Below are 24905 nucleotides of genomic sequence, written 5' to 3' on the forward strand. Positions count from 1 at the left end.
ATCGCAATCGCGGAGCCATTATGCGTTCAGCCATATGTGCGCCGTCGTCGGTTTATCGACACCTCGCAGCCGGCACATCGCAGCACCGCTTAAACAACACCGCTTAAACAACACTGGCGATCACATCGCACGGCGCGTCCCGCACCGCCTCGCAGCCATGCCGCATGCGACAGCGGATCGCAGCTCCCGCTGCCACAAGCTGCGGCACAGACCCAAGACGGGGGAGACGCGCAATAGTTATTTGCTGTAAGGGGCCAGCGCCTCGTCGGCCTGCTGCTGCGCGTCCTTGAGCGCCTGCGCGGGCGTCTTGTCGCCGATGACGGTGGCCTGCACGGCATCATTCAGCGCCTGCATGACCTTGCCGTTATTATGGGTGGAAAGCTCCTTGGTAGCGTACTTGAGCTGATCCCTCGCCACGGCCGCCTGCGGGAATCCAGCGATGTACTTCTTCATCGCATCGGTTTCGTAGGCCTTCTTGGAGGGCGCGACATAGCCGGTGTCGATGCTCCACTGCGCGGCGCGCTCAGGCGTGGTCAGCCAGCGGATGAACTTCCACGCGGCTTGCTTATGCGAATCCGGAATGCCTTTGAACACGTACAGATTGCCGCCGCCGGTCGGTGTCGCATACTGCTTGCCCGCAGGCAGGAAGGCGACGCCAAAGTCGAATTTCGCGTTGTTCTTGATATTGGTCAGGTTGCCCGTGGTCTGGTACAGCATCGCGGTCTTGCCGTTGATGAAGTCGGTAGGCGAGGTCTTCCAGTCGATGGTGCCGGTCGGCATCACCTTGTCCTTGCGTGACAGGTCGCTCATGAACTGCAGCGCCTCCACATTGGATGTGGTGTCGAAATAGGCTTTCTTGCCATCATTGCTCATGATGTTGCGGCCCTTGCCGGCATTCTGCAACGCCAGCGCCTGGTAGATCCAGTATGTGCTCACCGTGGAAGGCAGCTCGACGCCCCACTGCTGGCCGGGCACGGTCAGCTTCTTGGCATCGTCGCGCAGCTCATCCCATGTGGTCGGCGGCTTGTCCGGGTCCAGTCCGGCCTTCTTGAAGAGGTCCTTGTTGTAGTACAGCACGACGGTGCTGCGCTGGAAGGGGATCGACCAGGTCTTCCCATCCGCCTGCGAGTTGGCGAGATACGCCGGATAGAAGTCGACGAGGTACTGCTTGCCGTCCGAATCCGCGTCGATCAGGTCGTCAAGGGGCTGTATCGCGCCCATATCGCGGTAGGTATACAGCTCGGAGGAGAGCGAAACGCCTAAGTCCGGGAGCTTTTTGGCTCGCACCCCGGCCTGCACCTTGGTGCGGGTTTCGTCATAGTCGCCCGTGTATACGGGTTTGATGGTCACATTGGGGTGTTCTTTGTTGTACTGGGCGGTAAGTCCCTCGATGGTTTTCGTGATCTCGCCGCCGACGTTGACCGGGTAGTACCATGTCAACTCAACGTGGCCATTCGCATCATCGGCCTTGGCCGTATTGCCCTGCGTCGAACCGCAGGCGCTTGCCATCGTCAGCAGACTCATCGCCGCCGCGACGCCGGCAAGAAGCTTTCCTTTGCGTGTCATAATCCTCTTCGTTCGTATCGTTCGTGCTTGCCTATACGCGCCATCGTTGTTCGTGTTCGCACAATGCGCTCGCTTCTGACCGGATATATAACCAGGCGGGCGGCAAATCATGCACGATGGCACCTTGCGAAACGATTACAGCACCGCGGCGCAAACTCGAATGGTCCTGCAGCTTACGTACGGGCAAAGGGCACATGAATTCTTCGCGCTTATTGCCCGGACGTCGGCATGTGCTGTCGTCCGGGCCGTCGCAAGCTGTTAGCTTCGGATCATGGCCGTGGGCCAGCCCGAAGCAGGCGCACGCGCATGACCATGAATATATGGAATATGAAGGGAGATAGCCGTGCAATGCTCGCTACGCAACACAGCCGACGACGACGGCAGCAACAAAGAGGGCGGTGATGACCATGACATCACCATCATCCATATCAGCGACACGCATATCGCCGCAGCGGATGACCGTGGCGCCCGGCCGCAGCGCGATTACGATTCACGAGCCACCTTCGACCTGCTGTGCCAGCGCATCGCCGATTCCGGGTTGCGCCCCGATCTCATCGCGGTGACCGGAGACATCTGCGACGCCGAACACGGGGAGCGGGCGCGTCAGGCCTATCGACACGTCGGCGAGCGCCTTGCTGCGGCCGGCGGGCGCATTGGCTGCCCGGTGGCTTACAGCATGGGCAATCATGATGAACGCGCCGCGTTCCGTGACGTGCTGCTCATGCAGCCGGCGCTGCCCGGCAACGCAACGTTATCCAGCGGTGCCAAGCTGTCCGATGAAACAGCTTCGTCCGGCGATGCGACGCCGCCCATGCATGCGGTGTCACCCGGCATCGTCAATACATCTCCACGCACGGATCGCACAGATCGTACGGATATAGCGGATACAGCAGCATTACGAGGGCTTCGCAGCGATAGCCGGCGCAGCCGCCCTATGGAAATCCGGCCATCGCATCCCGATGATGGCGTGGACTACAGTTTCCGCCTGCCTACACGCGCGGGCGAGCTGCGCGTAATCGTGCTGGATTCCAGCATGCCGGGGCGCAACGATGGCTCGCTCAGCGCGCAGCAGCTGAATTGGCTTGCCCGGCTCCTTGGCGATAGTGCGCCTGCGGGTTCGGTGCTGCTCATGCACCATCCGCCGGTCCGCCCTTACCAGTTCGAGGCGCGGCAGTGGGAGCTCGATGCGGCTTCGTCCGCCAATCTTGCAGCCGTGGTGCGTGGCAGCGATATACGTGCCATGCTGTGCGGTCACGTGCATCTTGCCTCCGCCGCCACATTCGCCGGCGTGCCGGTCTCCATAGCCGGGGCGTGCTCACGCAACCAGGATCCGTTCTGGAGCCGGGCGACCACGCATTCGTGGGATGCGAACCACAGCGTCAATCTGGTGCTGCTGCGCTCCACGGGCCATGGCACGGAATCGCTGATCACGCCTGCTCCGCTTGCTGGCGGCGACTAATCTGCCGCCAGCTCACCGAACCTGCCGCCAAAGCGCTGAGCGTCGCGATTCCCCGCCTGTTCCAGCGTGCCGCCGGATCCGCGGCAGCAGCCTGTGCCGCTCGCAATATGCTTCATACCGCCCTTCGCGATATGCGCCACGTGCGCTTTTCACGACTTCCACGTGTCGAAGTCGTGACATTTCCCGCGCCGCTGGTGACAGTTACACCCGGTCGACTAGAGTTTCCCTATACGTTGAACTCCGCGAGGGGGCAGCCGCGTTCAGTGCGTCCGGCTTGCCTCTTCGAGGATCACGACTTCGACACGTCGTGCGTGCATCGTGAAGAAAGGCCCTAGCATGTCCGAAACCGACACTCCTCCATCCTCGAAGGTCATCAGGAATGATCCTTGGTACGGCTCGTACGCCGCCCGCGCGGAGGCCATGCGAGCCTCCGAGATCCGAGCGTTGTTCGCCGTGGCCTCCAGGCCGGAGGTGGTTTCGCTCGCCGGCGGCATGCCTTATCTCGAATACATGCCGTTCAAGGAGCTTTCCGAACTCATCGCCAAGATGATGGTCGACAAGGGCGATGTGGCCTGGCAGTACGGCTCCGCGCAGGGCGATCCGCATCTGCGCGAGGATGTGCTGCAGATCATGGAGCTCGAGGGCATCACCGACGCGCAGCCCGACGATGTGGTCATCACCAATGGCTCGCAGAACGCCCTTGATCTCATCACGCGCATCATGTGCGACCCAGGCGATGTCGTGCTCTCCGAGGCGCCCAACTATGTCGGTGCGCTCGGCGCGTTCCAATCCTTCCAGGTCGAGGTCGTCAACGTCATGCTTGACGAGAACGGGCTGATTCCCGAATCCTTCGAGCAGACCATCGTCGAGCAGCGCAAACTGGGCAAGAAGGTCAAGTTCCTCTACACCGTGCCGAACTTCCACAACCCGGCCGGCGTGACGCTGAGCGTCGAGCGCCGCCCGCGCATCCTCGAGATCGCCCGCAAATACCATGTGCTCATCGTCGAAGACAACCCGTACGGTCTGCTCGGCTTCAACGGGCAGACCTACCCCGCGATGCGCTCGATGGACAATCAGAACGTCGTGTACATGTCGAGCTTCTCGAAGATCATCGCGCCGGGCATGCGCATCGCGTGGATGATCGCGCCCCCGGGCATCCGCCAGAAGCTCGTGCTGGCCAACGAGGCTTCGGTCCTGTGCCCGCCGAATATGAGCCAGTTCACGATCGCCACCTATCTGGACAACTTCGACTGGAAGAAGCAGATCAACGACTACCGCGGCATGTACAAGGAACGCTGCGATACGATGGACGCCGCGCTGCACGAGTACCTGCCCTACTGCTCCTGGCACAAGCCCAAGGGCGGCTTCTACATCTGGCTCAAGATCCCCGAGGGCCTGGATTCGCGTGCGATGCTGCCGCGCGCCGTCACCGCCAAGGTCGCCTACGTGGCCGGAACCGGCTTCTACACGAACGGCGAAGGGCGCGACCACATGCGGCTGTCGTTCTGCTACCCCACGCCCGACCGTATCCACGAGGGCGTGCGTCGCCTTGCCGGCGTCATCGACGCCGAGCGCGAGACGACCGAGCTCTTCGGCACCAGCGGCGTGCCCGATTCCGACCCGCGCGACCCCGAATACCCCGGCCCCCAAGTGCGATGAACTGCGGGTTTGCGAGGATTCGGCTTGAGCGCCAATCTCCTCGCGATCTCTCCGCAGCCGTCTCAAAGGCATAACGAAAACAGGCATGAACGAATACTTGGTAAGAAAGGCGAACGCCATGGCAACGATCAAGGACAATCCCTCCAGCGAAGCGACAACAGACCCTGATTCACTCAGCGAAGAAGGCGAGGCTCATGCCGGGCAGACTGCGACAGTAGCCGCTGACGCAGATAGCGCAGTTGCAGACAAGGCCGGCACCCCCGACGCCAGCGCCAGCGCCGATGCAGCGGCTTCGAGCGCCCTGCGGCCGCGCGGCGAGACCTCGGTGCTGATTATCTGCGGAGGACTGAGCCATGAGCGCGATATCTCGCTCAGCTCAGGCCATCGCGTCGGCGGCTTCCTGGAAGACGCCGGATGGCAAGTGAACTACCACGATATGGACAGCGACCTGCTGCAGTATCTCTCCGACCCCGCCACGCGCCCCGACGTCGTCTGGCCGCTGCTGCACGGCGCCAACGGCGAGGATGGCTCGATCCGCGACATCCTCGAAATGGAAGGGCTGCCCTACATCGGCTCGCGCGCCAAAGCCTCACGCACCGCATGGAGCAAGCCCATCGCGAAGAATGTCGTGCGCAAGCTCGGGGGATTGAACACCTCGCATTCCGTTACCTTGCCCGAATCGATGTTCCGCGAGCTGGGCGCGAGCAAAGTCATCGAGCTGCTTGTCGATTCGCTCGGGCTGCCGCTGTTCGTCAAGCCCACGATGGGCGGCTCCGCGCTCGGCTGCACGCTCGTGACCGATGCGAAGCAGCTGCCGCAGGCGATGGTCAGCTGCTTCGCTTATGGCGAAGTCGCGCTGGTCGAGCGAGCCATCACCGGCGCGGAGGTGTCGGTTTCGGTGCTGGAAATCGACGGCGAGCCGCTGGTGCTGCCGCCGCTGGAGATCGTGACGCCGAACGGCACCTATGATTATGACGCCCGCTACACTCCGGGGCCAACGGACTTCTATGTGCCCGCGCGCCTGCCCGCCGAGGTGCTCAAGGCCACGCAGGATGCGGCGCTGGCCGCGCATAGGACGCTGAGTCTGCGTGACCTCTCGCGCACTGATTTCATTGTGGACGCCGACGGCATCCCGCAATTCCTCGAGTCGAACGTCACCCCCGGCATGACCGACACTTCGCTGCTGCCGCAGGCCGCGGTCGCCGCTGGATACGATCTGTCCGATCTGTATTCGCAGCTTGTGGAGTCGGTGCTGCGCCAGGATCGCGTGCAGCCGCATCGCTGAGGGTTGGTCAAGGGGCAGATTGCCGACGATCGGGCCAACTGACTGGGGAGGGTGAAGGGTGAAAAGCCCTTGGGCTGCCGGTGGCATCCCATTGCGCTCAAGGCTCAGCTTCCAGCACCGGTGATGGTACCGTGGTGCCCATGACTGAAAACATACGCGATGCAGTGATTATCGGTTCCGGCCCTGCCGGCTATACGGCTGCGATTTACCTCGCCCGCGCCGGCTACCAGCCTCTGGTCATCGCCGGAGCCATAACCCCCGGCGGCCAGCTGGTGAACACGACCGAAGTGGAGAACTACCCCGGCTTCCCCGATGGCATTCTGGGGCCGGATCTTATGGATGCGATGCAGCATCAGGCCGAGAAATTCGGCGCGGAAATCGTCTGGGACGATGTCGTGTCTGTCGATTTAAGCGGTGATGTGAAAACCATCACCTGCGACGGCGGCGACACCTATCAGGCCCGTGCAGTGGTCATTACGACCGGTTCCGATTACAGGAAGCTGGGCGTGCCCGGCGAGGCGGAGTATTCGGGCCGTGGCGTCTCCTATTGCGCCACCTGCGACGGCTTCTTCTTCAAAGACAAGCCCATCGTCGTGGTCGGCGGCGGCGACAGCGCCTTCCAAGACGCTGATTTCCTCACTCGCTTCGGCTCTTCAGTCACGCTGATCCACCGCCGCAGCGAGTTCCGCGCCTCCAAGATCATGGTCGACCGCGGCAAAGCCAACGACAAGCTCTCCTTCGTGCTCGATTCCGTCGTCGAGCAGGTCAACGGCAACGACAAGGAAGCCGAATCGGTAACGGTGAAGAACGTCACCACTGGCGAAACTACAACGATTCCGGCCAGCGGCGTCTTCGTGGCCATCGGGCACAATCCTTCCACCAGCTTCCTCGATGGCGCGTTGGACCTTGATGAGCACGGCTATATCACGACCGAAGGCGCCTCTACGCGCACCTCGCTCGCCGGAGTGTTCGCCGCAGGTGATTGCGTCGACAGCGTCTACCGCCAGGCCATCTCCGCCGCCGGCACCGGCTGCCGCGCCGCCCTCGACGCGCAGAGCTACCTGAACGAGTTAAACGCGTGATGCTGAATGCAATGCCAGGTGTAATGCCAGCACAGCAGCGGACCCTCGACGCGATTCGATAGAAGTAACGGGGCCACGAACGGATAGTGACGTTCGTGGCCCCGTTTCGATTACTGATTCACCTAGTTGTACAACGATGCAGTGAATATGTTTATCAGAAACCTAGTTGCGCATAAACACTCTTGTGTAAGAACTCGCTGTTACGTTTCCTTACATATTTTCCCTATATCGATCAGATCCATCCTGATTCGTTCGGCGTGGATTGTGAAGTGGCGTTGCCCGGCATAAGCAGGCCTACAATGCGATCCATATCCTCAGGCGACGAGAATACGATTTCTATTCTGCCGTGTTTCTGATTGCCTTTGATGGCGACTTTTGTGTCAAGATGATTCTCCAGATTGTGTTGAATCGGAGAGTCAGCCCAAGGATTGCTCCGCACCTGCTTCGTCTTTTTGGACTGCTTTTCACTCAGGGTCTTCAGCGCCACGATTTCCTCAGTGCTGCGAACAGACAGGCCCTCTGCGATGATTCGAGTTGCGAGCTTATCCATATCTTCGGTAGTCGAAAGCCCCAGCAGCGCCCGTGCATGACCTGCTGAAAGCACTCCGGCAGCCACTCGCCTCTGCACCGAGCCTGGAAGATTCAGCAGACGAAGAGTATTGGCTATTTGCGGCCGGGACTTTGAAATCGAATGCGACAACTCAGCCTGAGTCAGGCCGAACTCTTTGATCATCTGCTGATATGCTGCTGCCTCTTCCAATGGATTGAGGTTGACGCGATGCAGGTTCTCCAAAAGCGCGTCACGAAGCATATCGTCATCGGCGGTTGTTTTCACAATGGCCGGTATGGTATCCAGTCCGGCCATTTGCGAAGCACGCCAACGACGTTCGCCCATGATCAGCTCATATTCGCTGTCCAAGCGGTCCTGTGCCGGAGTGTTGGCAATTGATGACAGGGAATGCTGAACTCGGCGATGAACCGAAGCCGCAGATCCCAAATCGGCACTCTGGTTGTCGATCTGGGTCGGAGCCTGTGACTCCGTCTTCTGATTCTGTGCGGCGCGGAACGCATCGATCTGCGATTCAGGGCGTTTCCGAACGACTATGGGCTGAAGCACACCGACTTCTGTGATGGAATCAGCGAGTTCTTTCAGCTCATCTTCATCGAAAACCGTGCGAGGCTGGTGAACATTAGGACCCACGTCAGACAGCTTCAATTCAGCAAGATACCCGCCGTGAACAGGAGCCAGTTCGACGGGATCCTCATGTTGATCGGTGTGGGCTATTGTAGCATCAGACGATGCGGTACCGGACGGTGCTTGTGACGCCCCTTGGACGGACGTCTTGGACTGTGAAGTCGTCTCTCCGGCGCGATTCTGCTTGCGGTCATCGGATACCGCTGCTTTTTTGTCTGAACAACTCGCGCTGGCACCGAAAAACATATCGCTTGGATGTGTCATCTCATCAAGAGTGGGTATGCTCACCCTTTTGTTCTTCTTCGACTTCGATGTTTCACGTGAAACATTCGCCTGCGAAGAGTGCTCTGATTTTGATTCTTTAGCATCGTTTACCGGTTTGGGCATGAATTCTTTACCATTATGAGACGAACCGGAGCTATCACTGTCCGCTGTCGTGCTTTCTGTCGTTATTGTGCCGGCTGCTTGTGCCTTAATAGCAGCTGAGTCGGTTTTCTGGCTCGTAGAAGCTGTAGTTTCTGCTGATTTGCTTCCTGGTTTTTCGGAGTCTTTTGACACTTCAGCATTTGTCGTTGTATTCTCCGGCGGCTCGGTCTCAGGAGTCGAAGTTTCACCCGGCAAATCGGGGAACAGCGCACCCAGCCCCTTGCCCAAACGTGATTTCCTTGCCATCTCAGTGTTCTCCTTGCTTCGACTCGATTGCGGCTAGAACCGACGGCGACCGTCGTGCAATCTCAAGCGCCGCTTCCACATAGGCCACAGCTCCGATTCCTCTTGGATCGTATCCGATGACTGTCTGTCCAAAACTTGGTGCCTCGGATATTTTCACCGTTCTCGGAATGGTTGTCTCAAGAACGATATTGGGGTAATGCTTCTTCACTTCCTCAAATACCTCACGACTCAGCAATGTTCTTCGATCGAACATAGTGACAAGCATCGTAGAAACCAGCAGCACCGGATTGTAGTGCTCTTGCACGAGACCAATGGTATTAATGAGTTGCCCAAGACCTTCGAGAGCATAATATTCAGCTTGGATGGGAATGAGCATCTCATTCACGGCACACATAGCATTGATAACGAGTAGCCCAAGACTCGGCGGGCAGTCCACAAATATATAGTCATAATGTTCGTCGCTGCGCTCGAGGAATGCGTCCAAAGCATGCTTGAGCAAGTATGTTCTCCCCTCCATACTTGCCACTTCCAGTTCTGCTCCGCTCAAATCGATGGAAGACGAAACCACTTCCAGTGACTCAAAGGATTCACAACGCTGTTTCACCTCAGAGATATCAAGGCGTCCCTCCAAAATGTCGTACACCGAAGGTTCGCCCGAATTATGCCGAATTCCAAAAGCCGTCGACGCATTGCCTTGCGGATCCATGTCAATTACAAGAATATGCGCCCCAGCCTGCGCCAAAGCCGCTGCTATATTGACCGTCGTGGAGGTCTTCCCTACGCCGCCTTTTTGGTTGGCGACTGCGATGAATCTGGTCGCATCAGGTTTCGGGAAACTGACGTTACGAAGCTGCTCATATCGTGATGTGGTTTCGGCCATTTCCGCACCGAGAGAACGATTTGAATCGCCAAAAATTCGCCTAATAGTGTCTGCGGCAGATTCCATACAAACGCTCTCCTTCTCGATGCTAATCACTCATGTATCATCCGTTGACGCACCTTATCTACGATATGACAGTTGTTCCAGTTTCGTCATGCGGGTGGACAGAGTGACACTCCACCGAGTTGTTGATAAATGTGGATAACTGTGTATAAATAATCCGTATCATGTGCATAACACCCTCTTTTGGGCTTTAAAAACCAATAAACAGAACAGTTTTATAAAATTTCTAGTTATCCACATTCAATGTGGATAAAATACGAGCTCGTGTACAGATGTGGATAACTGATATTTCGAAGATCCGTAATCATTGTTTCACGTGAAACAATGTAGTGGATTACAGAGTACGCGTTCAATGCATGCATATTGCTTAATCTATGACTAACGGGATCATAATCTGAAATCTCGTATATGATGTTCTATCTCAGCCGCGTTTCTCATGAAAGCTCCGTAACATTTGCGGATACGCTTGGATACAGAAGAGATTGACAACGGCCCAAATATTGAGAAGCCATGTACTCGAGGATGGAAATATGCTGTCTTGGGGCATGCCTTACATCGCTCGGAGGCATCAAAGCCTCCGGCATTCGGACATCAAGCAGGACCCGGCCACATTCAGGACAAAACCCGCAAAGCACCGACACACGCCGGCAGGCCCGCAAAAGCCCGACCCGACGGGCGAAATACGAGACAGGGCCGCCCAGCCGCCGCAGGAATCGCGACCGGACACTACACGAGAAACCACGCAGACCCATCCCAACAGACGCACGCCCGCCAACCCACAACCGCCAACCACTCCCCGAAACACCTGTCAACCATCCACCCGAACAAGGCATCTAATATCTTGTACATAATGTTCTATCTCAGCCGAGTTTCTCATGAAAGCTCCGTAACATTTGCAAACACACTTAAATGCAGAAGAGATTGACACATGTAACCCAAATATTGAGAAGCCACGTCATCGAAGATGGAATGTGTGTTGTCTTGAGGCATAGTTGACAGGCATCTTGGGGCATACTTTACATCGTTCGGCAACATCAAAGCTCCGGTTCAGCGTGTGGACTTTGACAGATTTTGACCATGGTCAAGACAGGGCTTCACGTATCGATGATGCCGACGGACTCCTCAAAAACCCTGTCCGACAGCGAATATGAGCAACTGGCTCCTCCGGCCGCCACAGGCATCGCCGTCATCCGTCGCGTGAGAAAACGCGCGGACCCATCTCGACAGGCGGATATCTGGCAACCAGCACCTAGTAGCAAAACCCATAACTGTCAGCCATGCTCCAAGACACCTGTCAACCATCCGTCCGAACAAGATATTCTAAAACACGGAGCAACGGACGCAACGAGTACCCTGAAACGAAACCAGACCAATAATCAGCGTTTGTCGACTATCACAACATGCGTGGATTCCATGCCAGGAGCCACTTCTGCTTCCAATACGCGAGGATGCAATCCCTTATTCTTTGCTATAGCCGAAGCACCCTTCTCGATTTCTTCTTGTGCAGACCTGCCTTTAAGAGCAATGAGCTGACCCTGCGGCTTCAACAAGGGTAAAGTCCACGCACTGAGCTTACGCATAGGCGCTACTGCTCGACATGTAACCACGGCAAAGGGATGAATCGTATGGTCCTTTTTCATCTGTGCAATAACATCTTCAGAACGGGATCGCAATACATGAACATTATGGAGCCCCATAAGTTCTACGCACTCATTCAGCCATTCACACCGACGCTCCATGGGCTCAATAAGAGTGAACTCATGATCCGGAAGACATGAAGCAATCACCAGTCCCGGAAATCCTCCGCCGCTCCCAACATCGGCAACTGTCTTATAACGTTGACCTTCTGTCGCCTGCCTAATAAATGGCACAATAGCCGCAGAATTTAAGATATGCCGTTCCCATATGATATCGACATCACGCGGACCAATCAGTCCACGAAGCTCCCCTTCCTCGGAAAGTTTCACGTGAAACATTTGGCACGGAGCAAACGCTTCGCCCAGCACTTGTTGCGCGATACCCGAATTCTCTACCTCCGAATCCGTCTTCACCGCATACTCCATACACAACTCTCCTCAATCGAACTAATCTTCTGCAATATATCAAACCACAGCCATGCTACCCAATATCGGCAGCCAAAAACAGCCTCAAGCCTTTACTACATATATTGTGCAGTATCCGCAAAGCACGCATAGCTATAATTGGCCAAGTTTCAGTAAAACATATCTAGCCGGCACGGCTTCTGTCACAGGAAAATGGCATCTCCTTACGACTTCCCCTAACAATCTCACCAAAGCTTCAGTCATGCTCCCACTTTTGAGCTTCATGTCTCTCTCCGTACAAAAAACGAGTTGCTCAGTACTGATGTTACTCATAAACAAATCGATTGCCAGAAATCCAAATCAATAGCATTGAATATGGCTGCGATTCAACAGCTGAAACTCAAAACAGGCGACAATACGAAGAACATATGCAGACCGTGATACATGTTCGCACTACTTCATTATCCAATACCTTCGATGGTCACGAACAATCGCAATATATTACTCATACAAATCACAGCAGCGGCTCCGCACTTATACGCTGCCACACCGTGCCACACCGAAACAGACATTAATGCCTAAGCCGCCGCACCCAAGATCAGAAATCATCACATCCGTACGCTCAACGCACGCCTAGCGCGCAGAGTTCCAAACTTGCTCGCCCGACTAGCTCTATCTGATACCGGATATAGCCACACATCGAAACGCGAAATCACACGGATAAATCAGATTAGAAAAATCATCAGGTGCGAACGACCCACTAGCGGCCCCGAGCACGCATCAAAACCAATAGTGCGGTGCAAACGATCAATTCACTCTGTCCAGCACCATTTCAAAAACTCCACAATCGAAGTCGCATCCGACCCATTCGGCCACTCAGACGTACGTATTTCACAATTCGCGTTGTACGCCTAAGAACCTTTAAGCCCGGTTGTGTGTTGTCTTGGGGCACGGCTGACAGGCGTCTTGGAGCATGCCTTACACCGTTCGACGGCGCCAAAACCTCCGGCATTCGGACATCGAGCAGGACCCGACCACATTCAAGACAAGGCCCGCAAAGCACCGACACACGCCGACAGGCCCGCAAAAAAACCGACCCGACGACGAAACGCAAGACCGAGCCGCCCGGCCGCCCAGGGATCGCGGCCGGTCATCACACGAGAAACCACGCAGACCCATCCCGACAGACGGACGCCCGGCAGCCCACAGCTGCCAACCACGCCCCAAAACACCTGTCAACCATCCACCCGAACAAGACACCTCAAGCCCGGACTTCGACCAGTTTCAGCCTAAACCCTGAAGCTTCAGGCGCTTCAGCACTCACGCCTCCGCGTCGGCGTCGGCGTCGACGTCAGCATCATCAATCACATCAACATCGTCAATGCCGTCAACGCCGCTGCCTTCAGAGGTCTCGTCGATCTCATCGACTTCGGCAAACGACTCATCGGCCTTATCGACAATCGCAACGGACACGGTGGCAACCATACCATCGTCGGCCACAGCGTCAGCTGAATCCTCATCCGCCTCATCGTCGGCAAGATCCTGATCGGCGGCACGCATATAGATGCTGACAAAGCGGTGTGGCTCTTCGCCGTGCGAACGGGACTTGAAGCCTTCCTCGCGCACGAGGTCGTGCACGACCTTGCGCTCGAAAGAGTTCATGGGCTTGAGATCGACCTGCTCGCCGGTCTCTCGCGCCTCGTCAATGGCATCGAGGGCCAGATCACGCAGATGCTGGCGCTTGCGCTTAAGATAACCGTCAACATCGAGAATCAGATGCGAACGGTCGCCGGTCTTCTGCTGGACGGCGAGCCGGGTCAGCTGCTGCAGCGCGTCCACAACTTCGCCATTGCGGCCGATCAACTGCTTGATGTCTTCGCTATCGTCGGCGACGATCTGCACCGTGGGGCGGTTATTACGCACGCCCAACTCGATGTCTCCGTCATAATCGGCGATGTCAAGCAGACCCTCGAGGTAGTCGGCGGCGATATCAGCCTCTTGATTGAGCTGCTCGATCGTCTTCGATTCTTCCTGAGCCATATGAACTCCTTTATGCCCTTATGTGTCCCTTTGTGCCATTTCTGGTTGACAAGTGTACTCGCGGAACCTATGCAAATGCATGCATCCGCTCGCTGCTTGGCTGCCATGTGTCTCACGTATTGCAGTATCTCAGTGTTGCGTGTGCTTTGGTGTTTCGGTGTTTCACGTGAAACACCGAAACACCAAAGCACACGCAGCCGGTAGTCATATGGCGGTCGCACAGCCGTTCGCTATGCCCGATTCAGTTGGCAGGTAATGGTGGGTAGTGGTGGTAATTGGTATGGATAACTGGATACATTGGATAACATACATAGCCGGCAAACAGCAACTGGCGAATGGTCATGGATCAACAATACCGGTGAATCGGCAAGCAATGGTTAACGACGACATGCGGCGTGTACGATCAGCTGCCAAACCATCGGCTATCGTCACATCCAATCACAAGCTGCAGCAGGCCAATCGCCAACCAAGAACCGGCAGATCACGCTAATCGCAACCGCCTGCTTCCGTTGCAACAACAATCGACCCGCCTGTGCGCCAAACCTTACCTTACTTCACTTCTTGCGCTTCTTTCGCTTGGGCTGCTGGCGTTGGTACCCTTGGTCCTCGCGATGCTCGGCCTGTTCCTTGGCCTGGACTAGTTCCTCTTCCTCAAGCGATATCTCGCCGGCCCGCTCACGGCGCGCATTTTCATGCTCGTGGTCACGCACCTCTTTTTCCTCGGCCGCGGGCGATCCTGGAGTCGGGAAGGTGTAGACCTGCCACATCGAGCGGACCATGTTGGCTATGTTGTTGGTAAGCCAGTAGATCAGCACGGCGAACGGCATGGTGAAGCCCGAGAAGATGTACATGATCGGGAATATCCAGGTCATGGCCTGCTGCATCTTGTACTGCTGGCCCTCCATCTGGGCGCGCGGCAGGTTCTTCCGCATGTTGTTGAACTGCATGAACCACATCGCCGCGCACATCAAGGCGACGAAAATGCCGATGACGACCTTGCCGGAAACGCTGGCCATGCCGAAATTGTTCGTGATGTTGACGCCGAAGAAACTCGTATTGGCGAAGTCCTGCGCGGTGGCCTTATCGAAGGCGCCGAGCGGCGCGCGCTTGCCATTGGCGATGTACTGAATCGCCGAAAGCGTGTAGAACATGCACATGAACACGGGGCCCTGAATGAGCATTGGCAAGCAGGATCCGGCTGGATTTGCGCCGTTGTCCTGGTAGAGCTTGGTCATTTCGCGGCTCATGGCCTCACGGCTCGCCGGGTCCTTCTTGCCTTTGTATTTGTTCTGGATGTGCTGCATCTTGGGCTGCAGCGCCTGCATTTTGCGCATCGACTTGATCTGACGCACGAAAATCGGCAGAATGCACGCATGGACCACCAGCACCAGAAGGATGATGGACAGAATCCATGAGACGCCCTCGGACGGCATGCCGATGAGAACGAGGAACTTGTGGAACAGCACCATGATCTGCGTCATGAGCCATTCGATCGGGGTGAGAATCTTGTACAGCCAGCCGAAGAAGCCGCTGTCCAAAAGGAAGGTTTCTGAATTCATGGGACTAAACATGGTGTGGCCGTCTCCTTTAATCGTTGGCCAGTGGCGTCAGACGTGGCTCTTCATGGGCTTTGGACCACGAAAATCGATAGAACACGGAGTAGCGCTGCGGAACATCGTCGATTCCGCCGCGGCTCCACGGTCGGCAGCGCAGCAGCCGCAGCACGGCAAGCAGCCCGCCGCGCAGCGCACCGTAGCGGTCGATAGCCTGATGAGCGTACATGGAGCAAGTCGGATAATACCGGCAATGCGGTGGCGTATTCGCGGAAATCCTGCGCTGATACCACCGGATGGCGCCCAAGCAAGCCTGTGCCAGACGTGAAGTCATGATCGCTCGCCTGCCGTTATGGGCGCCGAAACCGAAGATGCCTGCGATACGTCTGACTGCGTCATATGCACCGACAGCGCTGCCGAATCGGCAACGGCATCGTTCGCACCGGCTTTTCGGGCGGTCATAGCCTGTGAAGCGTTCCCGTCATTCATGACTCGCACAGCCTTCACGGTTTTGGCCCTCGAAGCCTTCGCGGCCTTCGTCCCGATGTCTTGGAACAGCTTCGACACCTGCACATCCAGCGCTTGGTATGAAGCTGCAGCCGCACTGGGCTTCGCGCGCATGACGATATCGCAGTCGGCCGGCAGTTTGCCTTCGTGTATACGTGCCAGAACGCGGAAACGCCGCTTCACGGCGTTGCGCGTCACGGCGTTGCCCACCGCCTTCGAGACGGCAAGCCCAAGCCGCCGACTCGGCGCGATTTCGCCCGTATTGCCCGCATTCTCTGCATGAGATGCGGTATCGCCGTGCATCAAGTAATGCACGACGATATCATTCGCGACGACTTTTCGGCGACATTTCAGCACGGTGACGAAATCACTGTGGCTTTTCAGTCGCTCCACGTCCTGTACGCCGTCAGGGTTCAGGCGGAAAGGGACTGACGGCCCTTGCCACGGCGACGGTTGATCAGCGCACGGCCGGAACGAGTCCGCATGCGCACGCGGAACCCGTGCTTCATGTGGCGGCGACGGTTGTTCGGTTGGAATGTCCTCTTCATAGGTAAGCTCCCGGTTTTCAGCCATGCAAAAGTATGGCTCCTCATGAGTCAAGCTATACCAAAGTACTCTCATTCCTTGACCTTCGTCAAAATACAGCGAGATTTTTCACATTTGTCAAGAATCCGTAAAGCTCGTAAGCCGGTATGCAGCGCATGGAAAATGCTGCAATTCAGCCCGTCTGCTCCCTTTCACCCTAGCCGCATTTATCCACAAATAACATCGATGTTATTCACATTTGAGCGTTTGCAACACGCAAGGCTGTGGATAACTTCCGGCATTCGGAGTAAACATGACGCTTGTATCTGTTATTTCAATGGTTGGTGCCAGTTGGCAGGCGCAAGCGCACGGTGAGGAGGGTCGCTATGACGGACGAGCAGAACGACCCGGCCTCCCAGGCTGCGCACATGTGGTCCGACGCGCTGGCGGTTCTGAGCCACAACGCCTCACTCACGCCTCGGGCCAGGGGATGGCTCGAAGGAGTGGTTCCCGAAGCCGTCTACGGCACCACCATCGTACTGTGCGTGGCCAATAGCTCCACGCAGCAGGCTCTGCAAAGCGATCTCAACGAACCGCTGCTCGCCGCCCTGCACATGGTTTCGGGACAGAATATGTTGCCGGCATTCAAAATCGTTCCGCCCATCGAGCCGCCTGCAGCGCCGCCGTCGGAGACGCAGCCTTCACAACCAGCATCTTCCGCCACGCAACCTGCCGAACAACCCACTGAAGGCTCCTCCTTCGATGCTCCGGGTGGCGCGCGCACCGGCTTCAGCCATAATTACGACCCGTATTCCGGGCGTTCATCAGCACCAGTCGCGTCGCAGCCGACGCTCGATTCCTCGTCTTCGGCGGCCTATGCCGCGCCGATGCCGCGTGAAGCTCCTGATGCCGCGCAATCTGCCTATGCACCGCAATCGCACCAATCGCATGAGGCCGAGCAGTACTCCGCAAATCCGCACCACGTCGATTCGTATCGCGTCGATCAGCACCGGGCATCGCTCGATCCGCAGACCCATCTGAACAAGAACGCCACTTTCGACACCTTCGTGCCCGGGGATTCCAACCGTTTCGCGCGCACCGTCGCGCTGGCGGTCGCGGAGGGATCGGGGCGCGACTTCAACCCCTTGTGTATCTACGGCGGCTCCGGCTTGGGCAAGACGCATCTGCTCAATGCCATCGGGAACTACGCGCTGGTCAAGGACGAATCGGTCAAGGTCCGCTACGTCACCAGCGAGGAATTCACCAACGAATTCATCGAGGCGCTGCAGACACCCAACCAGAGCCAAGGGCAGATCGCGGACTTCAACCGCCGGTACCGCGAGGTCGACGTGCTGCTCATCGACGACATCCAGTTCCTCGGCGGCAAAGAAGCCACGCTCGAACAGTTCTTCCATACCTTCAACGCGCTGTATCAGGCGAACAAGCGCATCGTCATCGCCTCCGACGTGGCGCCCAAGAACCTCAAGGGCTTCGAGGCCCGGCTCATCTCCCGCTTCGAATCCGGCTTGACGGTCGACATCAAGCCGCCGGACTTGGAGACCCGCATCGCGATCCTGCGCATGATGGCCTCGATGAGCCATTCCAACATCCCCAATGACGTGCTGGACCTCATCGCGGAGCGCTTCACCGAGAACATTCGCGAGCTCGAAGGGGCGCTCACCCGCGTCACCGCAGTCGCTTCGCTAAGCAACCAGCCGGTTTCGCGGGCCTTGGCCGAGCAGACGCTGCAGGACTTTTTCACGTCGAATGTGGAGATCAAGCCCACCGACATCATCAGCCAAGTGGCCAAGTACTTCCATCTGACCTTCGATGACTTGGTCGGTCGCGCCCGCACCAAGAACGTGGCGCTGGCCCGTCAGGTCGCGATGTATCTCGCGCGTGAGATGACGAGCATGAGCCTGGTCGACATCGGCGAGGTCTTCGGCGGGCGCGATCACACGACCGTCATGCACGCCTACACCCGCGTCTCCGGTGAAATGCAGGAGAAGCAGGAGATCTACAACTACGTCATGGAGCTCACGGTGCGCCTTAAGCAGCACACCAACGACTGAGTCACGTCCCATTCATTTGACTGTCTTCGGCTGTCTGAATGTTGTGAGCTTTCATACAAAGGCATCCGATGCACTTTTGATTTCCCGGAAATAATAGCTAAACATCAATTTCCTAGGAAAATACTCACTTCGATGGCCCTTATTCATGCGAATTACCGGCGTGCATTCGAGAGAATCGCGCACACAAAGCGATTTCGGCACTTTGCTTTACAGCCCCGCGACACTCCGAAAACAGGCACATGGAAAAAGAAAGTTATCCACATCCTTATGCACAAATGTGCGTAAAGTCTGCGAGTAAGTCGTGGACGACACCCTATTCTGCTGTGGATAACTCGTGGACAAACACATAACGATTGTGGATAACTCAAAATCGGGAAACAGCCTGTGGATAACTTGGCCACTTATCCACAATGAATCCATAAGTTATCAACATCGTCGGAAAACCCCAAAAACCATATCGCAGTTAGGGCAAACGCACTTATCCACATTATCCACCGTGCTTATTATGGCGACTACTTCCCTCTCTTACGTTCATCGTCATCGTGATAACGCACGGGGCATTGCAAACAGCAGCCGAATAACCGAAACCAGCTAGAATAGCCACAGACCTGTTGAGAACCATCGCTTGATGAAATGAGGAGCGCATGAAAGTAGAAATCGATTCCGCCGCGCTGGCGGACGCTGTGGCCTGGACGACCCGTATCATCGACGCCCGTCCAGCACAGCCCATTCTTGGCGGCGTCCGTCTTGAAGCCGTTGACGGGACTCTGCAGTTCTCGGCGTTCAACTATGAGATCTCCGCGCGTCACCATATCGAAGCAGGCATCGAGGAAGCCGGCGGCGCACTCGTCGTCGGCAAGCTGCTTGCCGACATCACCAAATCACTTCCAGCCGAGAAAACGCAACTGGAGACCTCGGATTCCTCACTGACGATCACTTCCGGGAAATCCACTTTCACGCTGCAGCTCATGCCGCTGAGCGAATACCCCGATCTTCCCACGGTGCCCCCGATGCTGGGTCAAGTGGACGCGCCGACCTTCGTACAAGCTGTGTCGCAGGCCAGCGTCGCCGTGTCGCGCGAGGAGAACCGCCCGGTGCTCACCGGCGTGCGCATCCAGTTCGAGGGCGACAAGGTCGTCATGACTTCGACCGACCGCTTCCGCCTCTCGCGTTCCAGCTTCTCGTGGACGCCGCAGAACATCGATACGCAGACCGTTACGCTGGTGCGTGGCTCGCTGCTGCGTGATGTCGCCCGCGCTTTGGACGAGCACCAGAACGTCGTTATTGATCTCGACGCCGAGAGTCCGTCGCTGCTTGGCTTTGAAAACGCCGGACGCGTATCGACCTCGCAGCTTATCGACGGCGAGTTCCCAGCCATCGACCGCCTTTTCGCCGACGAATACCCCACGCAGGCCGTCATCGACAAACAGGCGCTGATCGGCGCGATCAAGCGCGTCTCGCTGGTGGCCGAGCGCAATGCCCCGATCCGCATGGAGTTCAACGGCCAGGAACTGCTGCTGAGCGCCGGCTCCGCGGACGAATCGCAGGCACGGGAGATTCTCGATGTCGATCTCGACGGCGAAGAAATCACCGTGGCTTTCAACCCGGCCTATCTGATCGAGGGTCTGAGCGCGATCACCGAGCCCTTCGTGCGCATGAAGATGACGACGGCGGTCAAGCCGGTCGAGTTCAACGGCCAGCAGGAGGCGGATTCCGACGAGTCGATGGACTACCGCTACCTTTTGGTCCCCATGCGCTACAACAGCTGAGCCGTCAAGCGCACAGGCCACTGGACTGTGCGTAGGCGAGGTGAACAGCCTAAGGGACGCGAAGGGCGATGCCACTGGCATCGCCAGCGCGTAGGCGAGGGTGAGACCCCACCAAGGGGTCGAGCTTACCGATTAGGAATCCATTTTACATAGCCTCTTTAGGTTCTTCCGCAGTTGAAGCATCCCACTCTCCTCAAAGCCGTTTTACCCAGCAGAAAGAACGCCGTGTACATCAGTCGCCTTGCTTTGGACCATTTCCGGTCGTGGGAGCACTGCGTCGCCGATTTCGCTCCGGGCGTCAACATTCTGCACGGGGTGAACGGACTGGGCAAGACGAATATCGTCGAGGCCATCGAGGTGCTGTCGACCGGATCGAGTCATCGGACGTCGAGTTCGCTGCCGCTGGTTGAGCGAGGGGCTGCGTCGGCGACCATCAGGGCCAATGTCAGCGAGGCCGACAATAGGCGAATCGCCGCAGCAGAAGCTGATGGCGCCAATCTCAATGGCGTCGATACTGGTGACAGCCGCATTGACGCCGCTGAAAACGGCGGTGCCATGCGAGATGGCACAGGCGATGGCGGCCGTTCTCGTACGCTCCGCACAACGACCTACGAAGCGACCATCGCCGCCCGCGGGGCGAATCGGGCCAGAATCAACGGTGGATCATCGCTGTATCTGCGTGACATCGTCGGCCGGATTCCCAGCGTCTCTTTTACCCCGGAGGATCAGCGGCTGGTCACCAGCGACCCGGCCATGCGGCGGCGCTTCCTTGACCAGGCTGGCGCATTGCTGATTCCGGGCTATATGAATCGGCTGCAGACCTGCACCCGCATCGCCAAGCAGCGGGCGGCTTTGCTCAAGCAGCTCGAACGCTCCGAGGGCGACACGAACGCTGCGCTGAGCGGGCTCGAAATCTGGACCGGGCAGTTCATCGAGGCCGGCATCGCGCTCACCGTCGACCGCAACAGCATCATCGACGCGCTGAGCGAGCCGTTTGTTGCGATTTACGACAGGCTTGCCGGCGACAAACCTGTTGACGGCAGCGAACGCCGGTCGGCGCGGCAGGACGAACAGGCGCAGAAGATGCAGCCCCAGTCTCTGCAAACGACTCAGCCAGTCCACGCTGCGCATACCGCCCGGATCGGCTACGAACCGTCGTTCGCTGAGGTGTTTGACGGCGAAGACGGGGATGCTGCCGCCGCGATCAGCAGGCATTTCCAGCGCATCTACCCAGGCGAGGTCGCCCGGGGGCTTAATCTCATCGGCCCACATCGCGACGATATGGCCTTGGAACTGGAAGGCATGCCCGCCCGCGAATTCGCGTCGAACGGCGAGATGTGGACGATGGCTTTGGCGCTCAAAATGGCGCTGTTCGAAGTCGTCGTGCGCACGAGCGGCGTAACGCCCATCGTGATTCTCGACGATGTCTTCGCGCAGCTCGACGAGACGAGACGTCGGCAGATTCTCGCCTTCGCTACCGCGCAGCAGCAGGTGTTCATCACCGTCGCCGCACGCAGCGATATTCCAGACTTGAGCGGCTTGGAGGGTGTCTCAGGCATCAGCGTCAGTACGCCGCATATCATCGATGTGGCGCAGCTCAAGGACGCTTCGTATGACGGCAACGATCAGCTCATCGCGCAGCTGCAGGCCATGCGCGGCGGAGACCGAGCATGAAACCGCCGGTCGTAGTGACCCTGCATCTCGATCAGCGCAAACTGCCCGCTGAGATCTTCGACCGCTTCGCCGCTAGAGCCGGAGTGTTCCGCGACAGACGGCAGCGCGAAGAGGACGCTTGGGAAAGCTTCGGCAAGCCCGGCCGCGATCCGGACAGGCTCGGCGGCGTACTCAGCGCCTTGGCTGATCGCGGCGGATGGGTGCCGAATCTCAAAATCGCGCAGCTGCGCAACCACTGGGACCAGGTGGTGGGCCAAGGGGTCGCACAGCATTCGCAGGTCGTCGGCTTCGATGACGGCGTGCTGACGATTCGCGCGGAATCGACGGTGTGGGCCACGCAGCTGACGTATCTTATGCCACAGCTGAGCGAGACGATTCGCACGCGGCTCAAAGGCTTGGATATCCGAGAAATCCGCGTTACCGGGCCGCATGCGCAGTCGTTTGCGAGAGGTCATATGGGCGGCAGAAGGCGTTATTTGCGCTAGCGTATCCATACGCCGCAAAGTCCCTAGAGACAAGTAGAATCACATGCAGTATGTGTAAACGCCTAGAAGGCCCCATTATTTGCGTTCTAGAGCGTATCGTCCGCGTCTGAGCCTCTCACGCGAACGAAAATGCAGGAAGGAACCGTTGTGGCAGACAATACCACCGAGCAGGGTGATATCGACGATAACGACATCGAACACAATGACATCGCGCATGACGACAATGCTGTGAACGACAACGCAGCAGACGGCGTCGAAAGCGTTGCCGCCGACGCAGCCGACGAGGGCGGCACCCTTGAGAATCATGTGCAGCTTGATGACTCGCTCTCCCCCGCGCATTACGACGCGAGCGATTTGCGCGTGCTCGAAGGCCTGGAAGCCGTGCGCATCCGGCCAGGCATGTATATCGGTTCGACCGGCCCGCGCGGTCTGCATCATTTGGTCTATGAGATCGTTGACAATTCCGTTGACGAGGCGCTGGCCGGGTACGCCTCGCATATCGAGGTGACGATCCTGCCGGATAACGGCGTGCGCGTCGCCGACGACGGCCGCGGCATTCCGGTCGACGAGGTGCCCGGCGAGGGCGTCTCCGGCGTGGAGACCGTGCTGACCAAGCTGCATGCCGGCGGCAAGTTCGGCGGCGGCGGCTACGCGGTCTCCGGCGGCCTGCACGGCGTGGGCATCTCCGTAGTCAACGCGCTGTCCACCCGCATCAACGTCGAAGTGCGCCAGCAAGGCTTCCACTGGCGCCAGGACTTCGCGGACCAGCACGCCATCGCGCCGCTGGCTAAGGGCGAGCCGATGACCGAGGACGAAAGCACCGGCACGACGGTCACGTTCTGGGCCGATCCGGATATTTTCGAGACCACGGTCTACGACTTCGAAACGCTGCGTTCGCGCTTCCAGCAGATGGCGTTCCTGAACAAGGGCCTGAAGATCTCGCTGACCGACCTGCGTCATGCCGATTCCGACGAAGTCGCCGGCGATGGCGACAACGCCCTCGAAGAGCTTCACCAGACCGTCACGTACCAATACATGAACGGCATCAGGGACTATGTCGAGTACCTGGTCAAGTCGCGCAAGGCCACGCCGATCGAGGAAGACGTGATCGACCTGGAGGCCGAGGACCTGAAGCTCGGCATCTCAGCGGAAATCGCGCTGCAATGGACCACGGCGTATTCCGAGGCCGTGCACACCTTCGCCAACACCATCTCCACCACCGAAGGCGGCACGCACGAGGAGGGCTTCCGCGCGGCGCTGACGTCATTGGTGAACCGCTATGCGCGCGACAAGGGCCTGCTCAAGGAGAAGGATGAGAACCTTTCCGGCGACGATGTGCGCGAAGGTCTGACCGCCGTCGTGTCCGTCAAGCTCACGAATCCGCAGTTCGAAGGCCAGACCAAGACCAAACTGGGCAACTCCGAGGCGAAGACTTTCGTGCAGCGCGTCATGACCGAGCGGCTCGGCGACTGGTTCGACGCCCATCCGGGCGAAGCCAGGAACATCATCCAGAAGTCCTTGGAAGCCTCCCGCGCCCGCCTCGCCGCCAAGAAGGCGCGCGAGAACACCCGGCGCAAGTCCATTTTCGAGACCGCCGGCATGCCGGACAAGCTCAAGGACTGCCAGTCGAGCAACCCCGAGGAATGCGAGCTGTTCATCGTCGAGGGCGACTCCGCAGGCGGCTCCGCGATTCAGGGCCGCAACCCGATCACGCAGGCGATTCTGCCGTTGCGCGGCAAGATCCTCAACACCGAGCGTGCGTCCTTCGATCGCATGCTGAAGTCGGAGACCATCGAGTCGCTCATCACGGCGGTCGGCGGCGGCTACGGCGAGGAATTCGACCTGAGCAAGGTGCGCTACCACAAGGTCATCATCATGGCCGACGCCGATGTGGACGGCGCGCATATCGCCACGCTGAACCTGACGCTGTTCTTCCGCTATATGCGTCCGATGATCACCGCAGGCTACGTTTATGTCGCCATGCCGCCGCTCTACCGGCTCAAATGGACCAAGGGTTCGCACGATTTCGTCTACACCGATGCCGAGCGTGACCGTGTGCTGGCCGAGGGCAAAAAGTCTGGCCGACAGCTGCCCAAGGGCGAAGGCATCCAGCGCTACAAGGGCTTGGGCGAGATGAGCTACCAGGAGCTGTGGGAGACCACGATGGACCCCGAGCATCGCATCCTGAAGCAAATCCACATCGAGGACGCGGCGCAGGCCGACGAGACCTTCTCGATGTTGATGGGCGACGAGGTCGAGCCGAGAAGGCTATTCATCCAGAGGAATGCAAGGGACGCGAGGTTCATCGATGCGTAGCAGCGATGAACCTCGCGTAGACAGCGGATCAAGCTGGACGTGCTGTGCACGTCCAGCCCGC

The 24905-nt window shown here is 58.0% G+C and carries 15 protein-coding genes and 3 pseudogenes; 9 read left to right on the plus strand and 9 right to left on the minus strand.

The window, feature by feature from the left end; translation table 11 throughout:
* Positions 1 to 237: 237 nt before the first annotated feature.
* Positions 238 to 1566 (minus strand): ABC transporter substrate-binding protein, encoded by a 1329-nt coding sequence (locus tag BISU_RS04950; RefSeq protein ID WP_024464450.1) that lies wholly within the window; start codon positions 1564 to 1566, stop codon positions 238 to 240.
* A gap of 343 nt (positions 1567 to 1909) precedes the next feature.
* On the opposite strand from BISU_RS04950, the gene BISU_RS11585 reads away from it, so the two are divergent.
* The 4 genes from BISU_RS11585 to trxB all read left to right on the plus strand — a co-directional run bounded on the left by BISU_RS11585 (position 1910) and on the right by trxB (position 7051).
* Positions 1910 to 3025: a metallophosphoesterase family protein gene (locus BISU_RS11585; RefSeq protein ID WP_024464449.1), complete on the plus strand. Its 1116-nt coding sequence runs from the start codon at positions 1910 to 1912 to the stop codon at positions 3023 to 3025.
* Positions 3026 to 3361: 336 nt separating this feature from the next.
* The gene (locus BISU_RS04960) at positions 3362 to 4684 is read left to right on the plus strand and encodes an aminotransferase-like domain-containing protein (protein ID WP_024464448.1); all 1323 of its coding nucleotides are present in this window, start codon (positions 3362 to 3364) and stop codon (positions 4682 to 4684) included.
* A 118-nt stretch (positions 4685 to 4802) separates the two neighbouring features.
* The gene (locus tag BISU_RS04965; protein ID WP_081672822.1) at positions 4803 to 5969 is read left to right on the plus strand and encodes a D-alanine--D-alanine ligase family protein; all 1167 of its coding nucleotides are present in this window, start codon (positions 4803 to 4805) and stop codon (positions 5967 to 5969) included.
* Positions 5970 to 6109: 140 nt separating this feature from the next.
* Complete coding sequence (gene trxB, locus BISU_RS04970) at positions 6110 to 7051, plus strand: thioredoxin-disulfide reductase (protein WP_024464446.1); 942 nt, start codon at positions 6110 to 6112, stop codon at positions 7049 to 7051.
* 232 nt (positions 7052 to 7283) lie between these two features.
* On the opposite strand, the gene BISU_RS04975 is transcribed toward trxB, so the two are convergent.
* From BISU_RS04975 to rpmH, 8 genes and pseudogenes are all read right to left on the minus strand, one after another.
* Positions 7284 to 8918: a ParB/RepB/Spo0J family partition protein gene (locus BISU_RS04975; protein ID WP_193039334.1), complete on the minus strand. Its 1635-nt coding sequence runs from the start codon at positions 8916 to 8918 to the stop codon at positions 7284 to 7286.
* A gap of 1 nt (position 8919) precedes the next feature.
* Positions 8920 to 9864 carry a ParA family protein gene (locus BISU_RS04980; protein WP_033503252.1) on the minus strand — a complete coding sequence of 315 codons (945 nt, stop codon included), beginning with the start codon at positions 9862 to 9864 and terminating at the stop codon, positions 8920 to 8922.
* A 1373-nt stretch (positions 9865 to 11237) separates the two neighbouring features.
* Positions 11238 to 11924 carry a 16S rRNA (guanine(527)-N(7))-methyltransferase RsmG gene (rsmG, locus tag BISU_RS04985; protein WP_033503251.1) on the minus strand — a complete coding sequence of 229 codons (687 nt, stop codon included), beginning with the start codon at positions 11922 to 11924 and terminating at the stop codon, positions 11238 to 11240.
* A gap of 1491 nt (positions 11925 to 13415) precedes the next feature.
* A pseudogene (locus BISU_RS04990) lies at positions 13416 to 13943 on the minus strand (Jag family protein); the annotation flags it as partial.
* Positions 13944 to 14497: 554 nt separating this feature from the next.
* Positions 14498 to 15502 carry a membrane protein insertase YidC gene (gene yidC / locus BISU_RS04995; RefSeq protein ID WP_024464441.1) on the minus strand — a complete coding sequence of 335 codons (1005 nt, stop codon included), beginning with the start codon at positions 15500 to 15502 and terminating at the stop codon, positions 14498 to 14500.
* A 28-nt stretch (positions 15503 to 15530) separates the two neighbouring features.
* Positions 15531 to 15830, minus strand: a complete 300-nt coding sequence (yidD, locus tag BISU_RS05000; RefSeq protein WP_051246275.1) for a membrane protein insertion efficiency factor YidD — start codon at positions 15828 to 15830, stop codon at positions 15531 to 15533.
* A 188-nt stretch (positions 15831 to 16018) separates the two neighbouring features.
* Positions 16019 to 16396 (minus strand): annotated as a pseudogene (gene rnpA, locus BISU_RS05005) (ribonuclease P protein component); the annotation flags it as partial.
* A 20-nt stretch (positions 16397 to 16416) separates the two neighbouring features.
* Positions 16417 to 16551: a 50S ribosomal protein L34 gene (gene rpmH / locus BISU_RS12010; RefSeq protein ID WP_081672821.1), complete on the minus strand. Its 135-nt coding sequence runs from the start codon at positions 16549 to 16551 to the stop codon at positions 16417 to 16419.
* Positions 16552 to 16914: 363 nt separating this feature from the next.
* Between rpmH and dnaA the strand changes: the two genes are divergently transcribed.
* The 5 genes and pseudogenes from dnaA to gyrB all read left to right on the plus strand — a co-directional run.
* A complete protein-coding gene (dnaA, locus tag BISU_RS05010) occupies positions 16915 to 18600 on the plus strand; it encodes a chromosomal replication initiator protein DnaA (RefSeq protein WP_024464439.1) in 1686 nt (561 codons plus the stop codon).
* A gap of 644 nt (positions 18601 to 19244) precedes the next feature.
* The gene (dnaN, locus tag BISU_RS05015) at positions 19245 to 20369 is read left to right on the plus strand and encodes a DNA polymerase III subunit beta (protein ID WP_024464438.1); all 1125 of its coding nucleotides are present in this window, start codon (positions 19245 to 19247) and stop codon (positions 20367 to 20369) included.
* A 225-nt stretch (positions 20370 to 20594) separates the two neighbouring features.
* The gene (locus BISU_RS05020; protein WP_024464437.1) at positions 20595 to 22043 is read left to right on the plus strand and encodes a DNA replication/repair protein RecF; all 1449 of its coding nucleotides are present in this window, start codon (positions 20595 to 20597) and stop codon (positions 22041 to 22043) included.
* Positions 22040 to 22528: a DciA family protein gene (locus tag BISU_RS05025; protein ID WP_024464436.1), complete on the plus strand. Its 489-nt coding sequence runs from the start codon at positions 22040 to 22042 to the stop codon at positions 22526 to 22528. Before BISU_RS05020 ends, BISU_RS05025 begins: the two co-directional genes overlap by 4 nt.
* Before the next feature lie 309 nt (positions 22529 to 22837).
* Positions 22838 to 24844: pseudogene (gene gyrB, locus BISU_RS05030) on the plus strand (DNA topoisomerase (ATP-hydrolyzing) subunit B); the annotation flags it as partial.
* Positions 24845 to 24905: the final 61 nt, after the last annotated feature.

It is taken from the genome of Bifidobacterium subtile (genome assembly GCF_000741775.1).
Lineage (GTDB): Bacteria > Actinomycetota > Actinomycetes > Actinomycetales > Bifidobacteriaceae > Bifidobacterium > Bifidobacterium subtile.